Origin of the sequence: Rhizobium sp. SG2393 (assembly GCF_042610495.1) — a bacterium.
Classification (GTDB): domain Bacteria; phylum Pseudomonadota; class Alphaproteobacteria; order Rhizobiales; family Rhizobiaceae; genus RU20A.
The window spans coordinates 632,834-647,255 of the sequence record NZ_JBHGAP010000001.1 but is presented as its reverse complement, the minus strand read 5'-3'; the positions used below and the strand labels follow the sequence as shown (position 1 = coordinate 647,255).

14 protein-coding genes are annotated in these 14,422 nt (G+C 63.4%); 3 read left to right on the top strand and 11 right to left on the bottom strand.

What is annotated here, in order from left to right; genetic code table 11:
* Window positions 1-31: 31 nt before the first annotated feature.
* The 10 genes from ACED18_RS03115 to ACED18_RS03070 form a co-directional block, all read right to left on the bottom strand.
* Window positions 32-1,900, bottom strand: a complete 1,869-nt coding sequence (locus tag ACED18_RS03115; protein ID WP_377288894.1) for a PAS domain S-box protein — start codon at window positions 1,898-1,900, stop codon at window positions 32-34.
* 158 nt (window positions 1,901-2,058) lie between these two features.
* Window positions 2,059-2,457 (bottom strand): Fe-S cluster assembly scaffold SufA, encoded by a 399-nt coding sequence (sufA, locus tag ACED18_RS03110; protein ID WP_377288892.1) that lies wholly within the window; start codon window positions 2,455-2,457, stop codon window positions 2,059-2,061.
* 135 nt (window positions 2,458-2,592) lie between these two features.
* The gene (locus tag ACED18_RS03105; RefSeq protein ID WP_377288890.1) at window positions 2,593-2,973 is read right to left on the bottom strand and encodes an SUF system Fe-S cluster assembly protein; all 381 of its coding nucleotides are present in this window, start codon (window positions 2,971-2,973) and stop codon (window positions 2,593-2,595) included.
* A 10-nt stretch (window positions 2,974-2,983) separates the two neighbouring features.
* Window positions 2,984-4,243, bottom strand: a complete 1,260-nt coding sequence (locus ACED18_RS03100) for a cysteine desulfurase (RefSeq protein WP_377288888.1) — start codon at window positions 4,241-4,243, stop codon at window positions 2,984-2,986.
* Window positions 4,244-4,352: 109 nt separating this feature from the next.
* On the bottom strand, window positions 4,353-5,630 hold the full coding sequence (gene sufD / locus ACED18_RS03095; RefSeq protein WP_377288886.1) for a Fe-S cluster assembly protein SufD: 1,278 nt from the start codon (window positions 5,628-5,630) through the stop codon (window positions 4,353-4,355).
* A gap of 24 nt (window positions 5,631-5,654) precedes the next feature.
* Window positions 5,655-6,410 carry a Fe-S cluster assembly ATPase SufC gene (gene sufC / locus ACED18_RS03090; RefSeq protein WP_377288884.1) on the bottom strand — a complete coding sequence of 252 codons (756 nt, stop codon included), beginning with the start codon at window positions 6,408-6,410 and terminating at the stop codon, window positions 5,655-5,657.
* 74 nt (window positions 6,411-6,484) lie between these two features.
* Window positions 6,485-6,898, bottom strand: a complete 414-nt coding sequence (locus ACED18_RS03085) for a HEPN domain-containing protein (protein ID WP_377288882.1) — start codon at window positions 6,896-6,898, stop codon at window positions 6,485-6,487.
* Window positions 6,895-7,278, bottom strand: coding sequence for a nucleotidyltransferase domain-containing protein (locus ACED18_RS03080; protein WP_377288880.1), 384 nt, complete (start codon window positions 7,276-7,278; stop codon window positions 6,895-6,897). Before ACED18_RS03080 ends, ACED18_RS03085 begins: the two co-directional genes overlap by 4 nt.
* Window positions 7,278-8,747 carry a Fe-S cluster assembly protein SufB gene (sufB, locus tag ACED18_RS03075; RefSeq protein ID WP_377288878.1) on the bottom strand — a complete coding sequence of 490 codons (1,470 nt, stop codon included), beginning with the start codon at window positions 8,745-8,747 and terminating at the stop codon, window positions 7,278-7,280. Before sufB ends, ACED18_RS03080 begins: the two co-directional genes overlap by 1 nt.
* A gap of 146 nt (window positions 8,748-8,893) precedes the next feature.
* On the bottom strand, window positions 8,894-10,060 hold the full coding sequence (locus ACED18_RS03070; protein WP_377288876.1) for a cysteine desulfurase family protein: 1,167 nt from the start codon (window positions 10,058-10,060) through the stop codon (window positions 8,894-8,896).
* A gap of 235 nt (window positions 10,061-10,295) precedes the next feature.
* Here ACED18_RS03070 and ACED18_RS03065 point away from each other — a divergent pair, with 235 nt between their 5' ends.
* Complete coding sequence (locus ACED18_RS03065) at window positions 10,296-10,973, top strand: alpha/beta hydrolase (protein WP_377288874.1); 678 nt, start codon at window positions 10,296-10,298, stop codon at window positions 10,971-10,973.
* A 34-nt stretch (window positions 10,974-11,007) separates the two neighbouring features.
* Window positions 11,008-11,865, top strand: coding sequence for an urea carboxylase-associated family protein (locus ACED18_RS03060; protein ID WP_377288872.1), 858 nt, complete (start codon window positions 11,008-11,010; stop codon window positions 11,863-11,865).
* Here ACED18_RS03060 and ACED18_RS03055 read toward each other — a convergent pair whose 3' ends face one another.
* The gene (locus ACED18_RS03055; protein ID WP_377288870.1) at window positions 11,866-12,996 is read right to left on the bottom strand and encodes an anhydro-N-acetylmuramic acid kinase; all 1,131 of its coding nucleotides are present in this window, start codon (window positions 12,994-12,996) and stop codon (window positions 11,866-11,868) included. It lies immediately after the preceding gene.
* Between the two features lie 107 nt (window positions 12,997-13,103).
* Here ACED18_RS03055 and tyrS point away from each other — a divergent pair, with 107 nt between their 5' ends.
* Window positions 13,104-14,360: a tyrosine--tRNA ligase gene (gene tyrS, locus ACED18_RS03050; RefSeq protein ID WP_377288868.1), complete on the top strand. Its 1,257-nt coding sequence runs from the start codon at window positions 13,104-13,106 to the stop codon at window positions 14,358-14,360.
* Window positions 14,361-14,422: the final 62 nt, after the last annotated feature.

Sequence of the window (14,422 nt, the reverse complement as noted above, 5' to 3'; positions counted from 1 at the left end):
GATGGCCGGGCGTTACATCCGGCCATTCCTCTTACCAGGCACAGCTTCCTTCCGCGCCGGTGGCGTCCGCCGGCAGCGGCGTCGCGTCGGCCTCGGGCGGGAACGTCACCACGAAACGCGCGCCCTCCCGGTAGCTCGTATCAAGGCGGATCGTGCCGCCATGGCTTTCGACGATCCTCTTGGCAATTGCCAGACCGATGCCCGTGCCCTTGTAGACGCTCTCATCGCGATGCAGGCGCTGGAAGAGATCGAAGATCCGCTTCTCGTGGGCAGGCTCGATGCCGATCCCCTCATCCTCCACCACAAGCGTGGAGAACAGCGCATGGCTGCTGCCATAGATGCGGACAACCGGCTGGCGGTCTGGGCGACGATACTTCAGCGCGTTGCCAATGAGGTTCTGCGCCAGCCGCTTCAGGAGTTCCTGATCGCCACTTATCGACGGCAGGCGACCGACCTCGATGCGGGCACCCGTCTCGGAGACCGTCGTTTCCATCAGCGCCATGACATCGCGCACCACGCCGTGCAGGTCCACACAGTGATGCTTGGTGATGCGATGGGCGATCTGGGCATATTCCAGAAGATTCTGGATCAGCCGCTGCATGCGCTCGGCGCTCTGCCGGATGTTGCCGGCATAGAAGGCCAGTTCGCCATGCCTGCCGTCTGCGAGATCTTCCACGAGCATCTCGGAGAAGCTTGCGATGTGGCGCAGCGGCGCCTTGAGGTCGTGGGCCACCGTCGCGGCAAAGAGGCTGAGAGCTTCGTTACGGCGCTTGAACTCCGTCACGTCGCGCCCCACAGCGACGAATTCCGTCGGCTCGTTCTCGCCAAGGACGGCCACGAAGGTCCATTCGACAACGCATACGCTGCCATCCGCCTGCGGATGGACCGCTTCGTAGCTGGCACGGAGCCTGTCGGCAGACAGCCCCTCCAGCGTCCGCCGAAGGATGTCGCGGCGCTCCTCTACAACAAGCTCCAGAATGTTGCGCCCGACATTGTCCTCGATCGGCCGATTGAAGAAACGCGCATAGCCGTCGTTGACGAACAGCACCGTGAGATCCCGCGAAATGCGGCAGACCATCTCGGGTAGGTTTTGCAGGAGCGTCAGATATTCCCGTTCGCGCCGCTCGACCGCCGTCAAGGCGGCCTGAACCTCCGTTACGTCCACGCGCAGCGCAACGGTGCTGCCATCGGGCATGCGGCGGTCCACGCAGCGCCAGAGGCGGCCATCGGCATAGCGCAGGATCTTGAACGGCGACGACACCAGCCGCAACGTCGCCAAGCGGCTATCCGCCCAGGCCAGACGCTCGGCATCGGTGTCGAACTGCCCGAAGGACCCGGACCGGGAGGCGAGATCGATGATCTCGCTGCCGGTCATGCCGGCCTTGATGTCCACATCGCCAAAGAGCCTGCGGTAGGCCGCATTGAAGATCACCAGGCGCTCATCCTTGTCGTAGATGGCGAAACCCTGGTCGATCGTGCCGAGAGCCGCATCCAGCAGACGCTCCGCGTCCTTGTGCTTCTCCTCGAGCCGGATCATCGGCGTCACATCGGTGATGACCCCGATAAAGCCGCTGACGGTGCTGTCTGCGGCGTTGACGAGGGTCGATCGCATCTGGCCCTGGAAAATCGATCCATCCGAGCGCTGAAAGCTGTAGAGAGAGTCGACCGATACCTGCGTGATCGCTTCACGTTCCCGCTTCGTCAGGCAGGTCTGATATTCCTCGTCGGATGCAAACAGCAGGCGAACCGGTTGATCGATCAGATCATCAAGCGCGTAGCCGAACAGCTTCAAAGCCGCTGGATTGGCCGCACGAAGACGCTTCTGCGGATCGGCAAAGAAAACCGCGCTCGGGAAATCCCTGAAAAGGGCCTGGACAACATAGTCCTGCTGAAAGGGCATCAAAGACACCAGGATGGGACGCCAATTCCCTATAAACGGTGCCGGGCCTGTTGCAAACGGCGCGCAACCAGATTTCGCGCCATCCGGGCGTTCGCCCGCAGTTACGGTCTGTGCAATCGTCAATTCTAGCTAGGCTGATGACCGTGCAGGGCGCGCCCTCAGGTGCCGGCAGCCGGGACAACCGGGTTGCCCTGAGCCGCCAGGGCGGCAAGGTCGGCCGGCTTCAGTTCGACAGACTCGCCGCAACCGCAGGCCGATGTCTGGTTCGGATTGTGGAAGGTGAAGCCCGAGCGAAGCGTCGTCACCTCGAAGTCCATCTCGGTGCCGAGCAGATAAAGCACGGCTTCCGGTGCCACCCAGACCTTGGCACCGTCGCGCTCCACAAGGTCGCCCTTCACAGCAGCGTCGGTCACAAGATCGACGGCATATTCCATGCCGGCGCAACCGCCCTTCTTGATGCCGACCCGAATGCCGCGCGCATCGCCGCCGGCATTCTCAACGATCTCCCGCACCCGGCTCGCGGCCGCTTCCGTCAGGCTCATCACTGCAAAGGCCATCTGCCTCTTCTCCTTCGCCGGCCGGGTTCAAGGCCCGGCGGTTCCGTCATGGGCTTCGCAACTTCTATGCGCCGCGAAGCACCTCACCATCCCTAAGGTAATGGCGGATCGTTAATGCTTCAATGGCTTGCCGGCTCAATACCAGCCGACGGCGACCTGTGCCTCTTCGGACATGCGGTCGGGCGTCCACGGCGGATCGAAGGTCATGGCAACCTCGACGCCGGATACGCCTTCGACGGCGCCCACGGCATTCTCGACCCAGCCCGGCATCTCGCCGGCGACCGGGCAGCCCGGCGCGGTCAGCGTCATGTCGATCTTGACCAGACGGTCGTCCTCGATATCGATCTTGTAGATCAGGCCAAGCTCGAAAATGTCGGCGGGGATTTCGGGGTCGTAGACCGTCTTCAGCGCGGCGATGATATCGTCCGACAGGCGGGCCAGTTCCTCGGCCGGAATGGCGGAATGGACGATGCCGTCGCGCACGTCGATCTTCTCTTCGGTGGATTCAAGGCTCATCGGGCATTCCTCAGGAAAAGAAGCGGCGGGCATGTTCCAGCGCCGCGACCAGACTATCGACTTCGGCGCGCGTGTTGTAGAGGCCGAAACTCGCGCGGCATGTGGAGGTGACGCCGAAGCGTTTCAAGAGCGGCTGGGCGCAATGGGTTCCGGCGCGAACGGCAATGCCGGCGCGGTCGATGACCATCGAGACGTCATGGGCATGAATGCCCTCGATCTCGAAGGAGAAGATCGAGCCCTTGTCCGGCGCCGTGCCGAAGACGCGCAGTGCCTTCACGCCGGCCAGCTGCTCGGCCGCGTAGCGGGCCAGATCCGCCTCGTGGGCGGCGATAGCGGCACGGCCGATCCCGTCCATGTAATCAAGCGCATAGCCGAGACCGATCGCCTGTACGATGGGCGGCGTGCCGGCCTCGAAGCGGTGCGGCGGGTCGTTGTAGGTGACGCCGTCCTCGGAGACATCGATGATCATCTCGCCACCGCCCATGAAGGGGCGCATCTCCTTCAGGCGATCCATCTTGCCATAGAGAACGCCGATGCCGGAGGGGCCGTACAGCTTGTGACCGGTCATCACATACCAGTCGCAGTCGATGTCCCTGACATCAACGGGCAGATGCACGGCGCCCTGCGAGCCATCGACCAGCACCGGAATGCCGCGCTCCCGGGCGATGCGGCAGATCTCCTTGACCGGAACGATAGTGCCAAGCGCGTTCGACATGTGGGTGATCGCGATCAGCTTGGTCTTGTCGCTCAGGCACTTGACGAAATCATCGATATGAAAGGCACCCTGATCGTCCACCGGCGCCCAGACAATCTTGGCGCCCTGCCGCTCGCGGATGAAATGCCAGGGCACGATGTTGGAGTGGTGCTCCATGATCGAGATGACGATCTCGTCATCGGGTCCAAGCTTCGGCATGCCGTAGCCATAGGCGACCGTGTTGATCGCCTCGGTCGAGGATTTCGTGAAAATGATCTCGTCCACGGAGCCGGCATTGAGGAAACGGCGCACCTTCTCGCGGGCTGCCTCGTAGGCGTCGGTCGCCGCATTCGAGAGGAAATGCAGGCCGCGGTGCACATTGGCATATTCGTTGGAATAGGCATGGGCGACGGCGTCGATCACCACCTGCGGCTTCTGGGCAGACGCGCCGTTGTCGAGATAAACCAGCGGCTTGCCGTAGACGCTGCGCGACAGGATCGGGAAATCCTTGCGGATCGCCTCCACGTCATAGGCTGCCGGGGCGGCGCCGGGCTGTGCGGGATGAATGCCGGTCATTGCGGATCACCTTGGCCGGAGCCGGAATTGCGGGTCGCCCGCGCGGCTCGTTCAATCACGGGACCGGCCCCTGAAAGGCGGGCCGGTCATCCTCGTCGTTTTTCGCGTGTCAGATCGAATGCCGGTCGAGCCAGGTTTCGATGACGCCTTCCAGCGCCTCCACCAGCGGCTCGTCGTCCAGTTCTTCCACGACCTCGGCCACGAAGGCCTTGATCAGCAGGGCGCGCGCCTTGGGGGCCGGAATGCCGCGAGCCTGCAGGTAGTAGAACTGCGTGGGATCGATATCGGCAACCGTGGCGCCATGGCCGCACTGCACGTCGTCAGCGAAGATCTCCAGCTCCGGCTTGGCCGAGAGATCGGCATCGTCGGAGAGCAGCAGCGTGTTGCACGCCATCTTCGCATCGGTCTTCTGGGCATCCGGCGCAACCCGGATCTGGCCCTGGAAGACACCGCGGGCGCGATCGAACAGCACGTTGCGGATGATCTCCGTCGAGGTCGTGTTCGGCACGTCGTGGCCCATTGTGAAGGTCACGTCGGTGTGCGTCTCGCCGCCCATGAGGTTGACGGCGCGCAAGGTGAGATCGGCACCCTCGCCCACGACGGCGCCATGGATTTCCTGGCGCACCAGCTTGCCGCCGGCATTGATGACGAAGAGCGTCAGCTTGGCCTCTTCGCCGATCGTGAAACGGATCTGGCCGAGATGGCTGTCGGCCTCCCCCTGCTGCTGCACGATGACATAGGTGACATCGGCGCCCTTGCCGACCGTGAGATCGGTGACCGCGGTGACCAGGCTCGGCGCTGTATCGCTGGACACGTGCCGTTCGATCAGGGTTGCCGTAACGCCCTCATCGACGCGGACCGGCAGGCGCGCATGGCTCTGGCCGCGTGCCTGAACCACCTGCACCTCGATCGGATTCTCAAGGTCTGCGTCGCTGCCGATGGTGAGCGAGAGGCCGTCCTTGACGAAGGCACCGTTGAGGCGGCCGATCGCATCGTCCCTGCCGCGGTCGGCAAGATCGGATGCGGCGCTGCCGTCCTCGAGCGCGGCACCATAGGAGGCGACGGCAACGCCCTTCGGGGCGCCCTTGATGCTTGCCTTGCCGTCGAGGATCGACAGCACATGCGCACCATCGACAAGCGGCGCCACCGTTCTGGTGGACGCCGCCGGATCGACGGCCGGCACGGCACGCAGCAGCGCGCGCAGGTCCGTATAGTGCCAGGCCTCGACGCGGCGGGTCGGCAGGCCTTCGACACGCACGGCATGCAGCAGCCGGTCGCGGGCGGAGATGACGGCGGCATCGCCCGGCAGTTCGCCGGCGGCCGCATCGAACGCATCCAGCAGCGCCTGTTCGGCGACCGTCAGCGTGATGGGAGCATGAACATTCATCGGATCAATCCTTCCCCCACCCGATCAGGCGGCCGCACCGATGATGTCGGCATAGCCATTGGCCTCAAGCTCATGGGCGAGCGTCTTGTCGCCGGACTTGATGACCTGGCCCTTGTAGAGAACATGGACCGTATCCGGCACGATGTAGTCCAGCAGGCGCTGGTAGTGGGTGATGACGATGGTGGCGCGATCGGGCGAGCGCAGCGCGTTCACGCCGTCGGCGACGATCTTCAGCGCGTCGATATCGAGGCCGGAGTCGGTTTCGTCGAGCACGCAGAGCTTCGGTTCCAGGAGCGCCATCTGCAGGATTTCGGCGCGCTTCTTCTCGCCGCCGGAGAAGCCGACGTTGAGCGGACGCTTCAGCATGGCGGGATCGATCTGCAGGCCGCCGGCGGCTTCCTTGACGCGGCGCATGAAGTCCGGCGTCGTCAGCTCGTCCTCGCCGCGCGCCTTGCGCTGCTCGTTCATCGCCACCTTCAGGAACTGCATGGTGGCAACGCCGGGGATTTCGACCGGATATTGGAAGGCCAGGAAGATACCCTTTGCGGCGCGCTCGGCCGGATCCAGCTCGAGAATGCTCTCGCCGTTGTAGAGAATGTCGCCGGAGGTGACCTCATAGTCTTCGCGGCCCGACAGGATGTAGGAGAGCGTCGACTTGCCGGAGCCGTTCGGGCCCATGATGGCAGCGACTTCGCCGGCCTTCACGGTGAGGTTCAGGCCACGGATGATCTCCGTCTCGGTGTCGGCGATCTTGGCATGAAGGTTCTTGATTTCAAGCATGGTGGTGTTCCTGAGCATGGGGCGGTTCAAGGGCCGCCTGTTTGATCGTCATACGGGAGACTTGCGCCTCACCGTCAATGTCCTGCGAGACAGTCGTCCATCAACGTCCCCGCCTCTTTCATCAGCGCCTCGATCTTCGGGACCAGGGCGTCAAATTTCGTCTCGTCAAAATCCGCCACTGTCCCTTTCGGGCTTGGATAGCGAAAACGCGTCGCAGCCGGCGACAACTCATCCAGCTCGACAAATGTCTCGAACAGGACGTGGTCCTTGCCGAGAAGTTCGGCCAGCGCACGGATGTTGTGCATGGGACCGGCAGGTATCCCCGCCACTTCCAGTACCCCGCGCAACAGCTTTTCCACCGACTGCTGCAGGAAGTAGGCAGCCTGACGCCGGTGCTTCACTTTAATTTCCAGCGCGACCTCAAACTCTTCCTGTGCCAATTGGCGGAAGGCGCGGATGCGCTGGTGCCGCAGTTCCTCGGGCGTCATGCCGGCACATCTCCATAGAGAAGGCGTCCATGATCGACCACCTGACGCACGAAAGAGGTCTTGAGCCCGAGGCTTGCGTGAAAGACATCGAGATCGCACGGCACGATATCCGCACCGATTCCCGTGCCCTTCAGCGGCGCATAGACCTTGTCGTAGTCATCCCCGTCGAAAGCACCGTTTTCGCGCGCCACGACGAGGATGTCGAAATCGCTATCGGGCCTCGCCCCGCCGCGCGCGCGGCTGCCGAACAGCCAGATCATCTGGGGGTCGAGCGCTCCCACCAGCCGGTGGACAATGTCCGCCAGCGCAGCCTCTTCGCTGCCGAGCGAACCGAAGTTCGCCCGGACGGCAGGCTGAACAGGGTGGGAGAGCGATGCCATCAGCCGACCGACCCTTCCAGCGAGATCCCGATCAGCTTCTGCGCTTCGACCGCAAATTCCATCGGCAGTTCCTGGATGACTTCCTTGACGAAGCCGTTGACGATGAGGGCGATGGCCGCTTCTTCCGGGATGCCGCGCTGGAGGCAGTAGAAGAGCTGATCTTCGGAGATCTTCGATGTGGTGGCTTCGTGCTCGAACTGGCAGGTCGAGTTCTTCGCCTCGATGTATGGCACCGTGTGGGCGCCGCACTTGTCGCCGATCAGCAGCGAGTCGCACTGGGTGAAGTTGCGGGCATTCGTCGCCTTGCGGTGGGCCGAGACCTGGCCGCGATAGGTGTTCGACGAGAAGCCCGCCGAGATGCCCTTGGAGATGATGCGGCTCGACGTGTTCTTGCCGAGATGGATCATCTTGGTCCCGGAGTCGATCTGCTGATGGCCGTTCGACACGGCAATCGAGTAGAACTCGCCGCGGCTGTCGTCGCCGCGCAGAATGCAGCTCGGATATTTCCAGGTAATGGCCGAACCGGTCTCGACCTGCGTCCAAGAGATCTTGGAGCGCGCACCGCGGCAATCACCGCGCTTGGTGACGAAGTTGTAGATGCCGCCCTTGCCTTCCTTGTCGCCCGGATACCAGTTCTGGACGGTGGAATACTTGATCTCGGCATCATCGAGCGCCACAAGCTCCACCACGGCGGCGTGCAGTTGGTTCTCGTCGCGCTGCGGTGCCGTGCAACCTTCGAGATAGGAGACGTAGGCGCCGTCTTCGGCGATGATCAGCGTACGCTCGAACTGGCCGGTGTTCTTCTCGTTGATGCGGAAATAGGTCGACAATTCCATCGGGCAGCGCACGCCCTTGGGAACGAAGACGAAGGAGCCGTCGGTGAAGACGGCGCAGTTCAGCGTCGCGTAATAATTGTCCGTCGGCGGGACCACCGAGCCGAGATACTTCTTCACCAGTTCCGGATGCTCGCGGATGGCTTCGGAGATCGACATGAAGATCACGCCGGCCTTCTTCAGCTCCTCCTTGAAGGTGGTGACGACGGAGACGCTGTCGAACACGGCATCGACGGCGATCTTCGAGGTCTTCACGCCCGCCAGGATTTCCTGTTCGCGCAAGGGAATGCCGAGCTTCTCATAGGTGCGCAGCAGCTCGGGATCGACCTCGTCAAGCGACTTCGGGCCGCTCTGGTTCTTCGGTGCGGCATAGTAGTAGAGATCGTTGAAGTCGATCTTCGGATAATCGACGCGCGCCCAGTCCGGCTCGTCCATGGTGAGCCAGCGGCGATAGGCGTCGAGGCGCCATTCGAGCATCCAGTCCGGCTCCTGCTTCTTGGCGGAGATGAAGCGGATGATCTCTTCGGACAGGCCCTTGGGCGCCTTGTCCATTTCGATGGTGGTCTCGAAACCGTATTTGTACTGGTCCACGTCAATCTGGCGGACCTGGTCGATCGTTTCCTGCACGGCAGGCATGTCGGTCTCCAATCTTGCCGGAGAAAAGGTCCGGCAGCTTGTCGTTCGATACGTCTTTCACGGCGTATCGCTCATGTAGTGGTTAAAAGGATGGATTCACCCCTTTTGCCAAGCGGAAAATTGCATTTCCGCAGGTTCTTTGCCGCTCAGGCGGCCGCATCCGTCTTTCTGCGCCTTGCAGCGATTTTCCCGAAGACGGCCAGAAAGCGCTCGGCATCCGCATCGGACGTCGTGGTACCGATCGACAGCCGAAGCGCGCCGCGCCGGGCATCCTGGCCCATGGCAACCAGCACGTGGCTCTCGCCCACCTTGCCAGAAGAGCAGGCCGAACCGGCCGATAGCGCGACCCCTTCGAGATCGAAGGCAATCTGGCCCGTCTCAGCCGGCAGGCCCGGCAACGTGAAGAAACTCGTGTTGGCAAGCCGCGGACCATCGACGCCATGAATGATGACATCCGGCGCCAGACGTCGCATTCCGGCCTCGATCCCATCCCGGCGAGCGGCGATGGCGGCATTGCGCGCCTCGAGGTTTTCCGCAGCCATCCGTGCGGCCGCGCCGAATCCGGCGATAGCGGCGACATTCTCCGTACCGGAGCGATGGCCCTTCTCCTGACCGCCGCCCGTCACCAGCGGCGGCGGCATCATCACCTCACCGGCCGAGACGAGGGCTCCAGCCCCTTTCGGGCCGCCGATCTTGTGGGACGACAGAATGAGGAAATCGCAGCCGATCGCAGCCAGCGACAGCGGCAGGCGCCCCGCTGCCTGCACCGCATCCACGACAAAAACGCCGCCTGCCCTGCGGACGATCTCGGCGACCTCCGCGACAGGCTGAACGATGCCGCTCTCATTGTTGGCGAGCATCACCGCCACCATCGGCAGGCCAGCGGCGGTATCATGAGCCAAAAGAAGAGCCGACAGTGCGTCGAGATCCACCACACCCGCCGGCGTCACCGGAATTTCCGTTACCCGGTCTGCCGGAAAACGGCCACCGGCGCGGATCGCCGGATGTTCGATGGCGGACACATAGAGGTGACTGACGGCAAGCGGTGCCCGGCCCATCCGCAGCACAGGCGACAGGGCGAGGCTGGAGGCTTCTGTCGCGCCGCTGGTGAAGACCACATGGGCCGGCTTTGTGCCGACGAGCGCGGCCACGTCGCGGCGCGCGGTTTCAATGACGGCACGGGCGGCACGGCCCTCGCGATGAACGGAGGAGGCATTGCCCGGAAGGGAAAGGGCCGACAGCACGGCATCGCGCGCAGCCGGGTCGAGCGGCGCGGTTGCGTTCCAGTCCATGTAAAGCCGTGGTTCCGTCATGTGACCGATCGACACCCTCTCAGGAGCCCTGCCCCCGATCATGTGTCATTTTCCTTGAAATCCGGATGGCGCTTGCCGTAAGACACCACACTCACAACCGAGACCTTCGACGCGTCAGCGCCCGATCCAGTTTTGAATAATTCTAAACTGATTTCTAGGTAACCTGACTGATTTCGTCAAGACTTGTCATGCGGCCGGGATGGCTTATTTCCGGTCGAAAACGCCCGGAGACCCCATGCCCGAAATCATCTTCAACGGACCTGCAGGCCGCCTCGAAGGGCGCTATCAGCCGTCGAAGCAGAAGAGCGCGCCGATTGCGATCATTCTGCATCCGCACCCGCAGTTCGGCGGGACGATGAACAACCAGATCGTCTATCAGCTTTTCTATATGTTCCAGAAGCGCGGCTTCACCACGCTTCGCTTCAATTTCCGCGGCATCGGCCGCAGCCAGGGCGAATTCGACCATGGTGCCGGGGAACTGTCCGATGCGGCCTCGGCGCTCGACTGGGTGCAGAGCCTGCATCCAGATTCGAAGAGCTGCTGGGTGGCCGGCTATTCCTTCGGCGCCTGGATCGGCATGCAGCTTCTGATGCGCCGTCCGGAGATCGAGGGCTTCATGTCGATCGCGCCGCAGCCCAACACCTACGACTTCTCCTTCCTCGCCCCCTGCCCCTCGTCGGGGCTCATCGTGTCCGGCGATGTGGACAAGGTAGCGCCGGAAAAGGATATTCTCGGACTTGTCGAGAAACTGAAGGCGCAAAAGGGTATCCTGATCACCCATAAATCGGTGCCGGGCGCAAACCACTTCTTCAACGGTCAGGTGGAAACACTGATGGCCGAATGCGAAGACTATCTGGATCGCCGTCTTTCCGGCGAACTGGTTCCCGAGCCTGCGGCGAAGCGCATCCGGTAAGAATTCCTTTTCGTTCCTTCAGGCGGGCACCATCATGGTCGATCGTTCCACCGTTCCTGCTCCTGCCGATGCCGAAGCGCGTCGGGCCGTGGCGCCCGTGGTGTGCTACCCGGTCTCGACCCTGCCGCCGGCACCGATGGGCCTGCTGGCGGCGGCACGCGAAACGATGGAGAAGATCGATGCGGTCGTGGTCCCGCCGCGCGAGGGGCGGACCTTCAAGGTGCCGCAGGGCCATTTCTTCCGCATCGTCAGCATCGAGGGGCCGCAGGTCGGCGACCTCAACCTGTGGAACGCCAACGATCTCAAGGAGCGATTCTTCTCCGGCAAGACGCGGGCGCTGCACGCCACACATGTCACGACCGGCGATCGCCTCTGGAGCAACCTGCCGCATCTGCGGCCCATGGCAACCATCACCCATGACACGCTCGGCTGGTACGGTTTTGACGAACATGGCGGCGGTGTGCATGACGTGATCGGCACGCGGTGCGATCCCTATACGCACAAGCTGTTGAGCGGCGGCGGCGATTATCACCACTGCTGCCACAACAACCTGACGCGGGCGCTTGCCGGCGAAACCGGTCTTTCGATCAGTGAAGCCGAGCCGCATGTGCATGACGTGCTGAACGTCTTCATGTGCACCGGCTTCACCCGCGATACGCAGCAGTATTTCATGAAGGCAAGCCCGGTGCGGCCGGGTGATTTCCTCGAGTTCTTCGCCGAGATCGATCTCCTGGGCGCGCTGTCGGCCTGCCCCGGCGGCGATTGCGGCACGGTGCATTCGAGCGACGAGGCGCGCTGCCATCCGCTCCTCGTTGAAATCTACAAGCCCGATCCGGCAAGCCTTGCCGGCTGGACCCCACCGGCGCTGAACGCCTACGACTTCAAAGCCTGATCACGGACGTTCTTCCGGCCGGGCCAGCACGCCGCCTGTCATCGGGGCGGAAACACCCGTCGTGCCGGGATAGGTGAGCGCAAGCCCTTTCAGCGAACGAACCGCGAGATAGGCCCAGGCTTCCGCCTCCATGGCCGCGCCATCGAAGCCGGCATCCGTCGCCGTCACGACGGTGGCGTCGCCGGCAAGGGCGGCCAGTTCCTCCAAGATGACGGGATTGCGCGCCCCGCCGCCGGAGACGATCCAGCATCGCGGCTTCTCCGGCAGACGCCGCGCCGAGGAAAGCACGGCGGCCGCCGTGACATGGGCGAGCGTGCGGGCGCCGTCCGCCAACCCGATCTCTCCCTTGGCGGGCGGTGTGAAATCGCCGCGATCCAGCGACAGCAGGCGGTTCGACGTGAAGAAGGGATGGGCGAGGTAGCGCTGCGCCAGCGCTGCGTCCACCGCCCCGGTCGCCGCCACCTGCCCGTCGCGATCGATGGGGGGCCGGTCATGGGCCGCCATCCACTGGTCGATCAGCATGTTGCCGGGGCCGCTGTCGAATGCTGCCAATGCGCCATCCGTGCCGATAAAGGTCAGGTTAGAGATCCCGCCGATATTCAGGAAGGCAACCGGGCGCGGCAGATCTGCCGGAAGACTGGAGGCGAGTGCTGCATGATAGGCCGGGATCAGCGGTGCACCCTGCCCGCCCGCCGCCATATCGGCGGCCCGCATGTCGTAGACGGTGGCAATGCCGGTTTCCCGCGCCAGCAGCGCGCCGTCGCCGATCTGGACGGTCAGGCGCTCCAGCGGGCGGTGCAGCACCGTCTGACCGTGAAAGCCGATGACATCCACCGCATCTTCTTTGAGACCAAAGGCGGCCAGCGAATCCCTGACGGCGACGGCATGCAGCAGCGTCAGGTCGCGTTCGAGGTCGGCAAGTGCACCCGGCCGGTCGGTGCGGTCACGGATGGCGAGAGCATCCTTCAGGCCGCTCTCCAGCCGGCGGCGAAAGCCGTCCGTATAGGGCGTGTCATGGAAGCCAAAGCGGTCCACAAAGCCCTCCCCGTCGGTGACGATCACCGCGGCGTCGATGCCGTCCATCGAGGTGCCGCTCATCAACCCGAGTGCGGTGAACCGTCCGTCCTTCATGCGCGACTTTTCCAATCCGGGCGCGGTCTTCCGCCTGCCCTTTGCCTGCCTTCCGAAACAGTGCTAAAGCGCCGGGCGTCGAACCGCAACGTCCGAAAGTCTCATCCATGTCCGCATTCAAGTCCGAATTCCTGCACACGCTCAGCGAGCGCGGCTTCATTCATCAGATCTCCGATGAAGCCGGCCTCGACGCCCTGTTCGCCAAGGAAAGCGTGACGGCCTATATCGGTTTCGACCCGACGGCGCCGAGCCTGCATGCCGGCGGCCTGATCCAGATCATGATGCTGCACTGGATGCAGAAGACCGGTCACCAGCCGATCTCGCTGATGGGCGGCGGCACCGGCATGGTGGGCGACCCCTCCTTCAAGGACGAGGCGCGCCAGCTGATGACGGTCGATACGATCGAGGGCAACATCGCCTCCATCAAGCGCGTATTTTCGAATTACCTGAACTACGATGCCGGCCCGAAGGGCGGCGCGCTCATGATTAACAATGCCGACTGGCTGCGTGGTCTCAACTACCTCGAATTCCTGCGCGATGTCGGCCGCCACTTCTCCGTCAACCGCATGCTGTCCTTCGACAGCGTCAAGACGCGGCTTGACCGCGAGCAGTCGCTGTCCTTCCTCGAATTCAACTACATGATCCTGCAGGCCTACGATTTCGTGGAGCTTTACCAGCGCACCGGCTGCCGGCTGCAGATGGGCGGTTCGGACCAGTGGGGCAACATCGTCAACGGCATCGACCTCGGCCACCGCATGGGCACGCCGCAGCTCTACGCGCTGACCTCGCCGCTGCTGACCACCTCCTCCGGCGCCAAGATGGGCAAGTCGGTCAACGGCGCCGTCTGGCTGAACCCGGACATGCTGTCGGCCTATGACTTCTGGCAGTACTGGCGCAATACGGAAGACGCCGATGTCTCGCGCTTCCTGAAGCTCTACACGACGCTGCCGATGGACGAGATTGCCCGGCTGTCGGCGCTGGGCGGCTCGGAGATCAACGCGGTGAAGAAGATCCTCGCCACCGAAATCACGGCCATGCTGCATGGTCGCGAAGCGGCCGAGCAGGCGGCGGAGACGGCGCGCAAGACTTTCGAGGAAGGCGCGCTCGCCGACAACCTGCCTTCGGTCGAGGTGCCCACGGCGGAGCTTGAGGCCGGTGTCGGCCTTCTCGCGCTTATCGTCCGCGCCGGCCTTGCCGCCTCGAACGGCGAAGCCCGTCGCCATGTTCAGGGCGGTGCGGTGCGCGTCAACGATACCGCCATGTCGGATGAACGCCGCCTTGTCGGCACGGCCGATGTGACCGCCGACGGCGTGATCAAGCTCTCGCTCGGCAAAAAGAAGCACATTCTCGTGCGTCCAACCTGATGGATTGACGGCTCTGCCGCGGCACATCAAAGGGTCGGGTGGAAGCCCGGCCCATTTCTTTG

Coding starts and splice junctions, on each gene's coding strand:
- ACED18_RS03085 (WP_377288882.1), bottom strand. CDS start 6,898: ATGACGCCCGAGGAACTGCGGCACCAGCGCATCCGCGCCTTCCGCCAA.
- ACED18_RS03105 (WP_377288890.1), bottom strand. CDS start 2,973: ATGAGCCTTGAATCCACCGAAGAGAAGATCGACGTGCGCGACGGCATC.
- sufB (WP_377288878.1), bottom strand. CDS start 8,747: ATGCCTGCCGTGCAGGAAACGATCGACCAGGTCCGCCAGATTGACGTG.
- ACED18_RS03055 (WP_377288870.1), bottom strand. CDS start 12,996: ATGAAGGACGGACGGTTCACCGCACTCGGGTTGATGAGCGGCACCTCG.
- ACED18_RS03065 (WP_377288874.1), top strand. CDS start 10,296: ATGCCCGAAATCATCTTCAACGGACCTGCAGGCCGCCTCGAAGGGCGC.
- ACED18_RS03080 (WP_377288880.1), bottom strand. CDS start 7,278: ATGGCATCGCTCTCCCACCCTGTTCAGCCTGCCGTCCGGGCGAACTTC.
- sufC (WP_377288884.1), bottom strand. CDS start 6,410: ATGCTTGAAATCAAGAACCTTCATGCCAAGATCGCCGACACCGAGACG.
- ACED18_RS03070 (WP_377288876.1), bottom strand. CDS start 10,060: ATGACGGAACCACGGCTTTACATGGACTGGAACGCAACCGCGCCGCTC.
- tyrS (WP_377288868.1), top strand. CDS start 13,104: ATGTCCGCATTCAAGTCCGAATTCCTGCACACGCTCAGCGAGCGCGGC.
- ACED18_RS03100 (WP_377288888.1), bottom strand. CDS start 4,243: ATGACCGGCATTCATCCCGCACAGCCCGGCGCCGCCCCGGCAGCCTAT.
- ACED18_RS03060 (WP_377288872.1), top strand. CDS start 11,008: ATGGTCGATCGTTCCACCGTTCCTGCTCCTGCCGATGCCGAAGCGCGT.
- sufA (WP_377288892.1), bottom strand. CDS start 2,457: ATGGCCTTTGCAGTGATGAGCCTGACGGAAGCGGCCGCGAGCCGGGTG.
- sufD (WP_377288886.1), bottom strand. CDS start 5,630: ATGAATGTTCATGCTCCCATCACGCTGACGGTCGCCGAACAGGCGCTG.
- ACED18_RS03115 (WP_377288894.1), bottom strand. CDS start 1,900: ATGCCCTTTCAGCAGGACTATGTTGTCCAGGCCCTTTTCAGGGATTTC.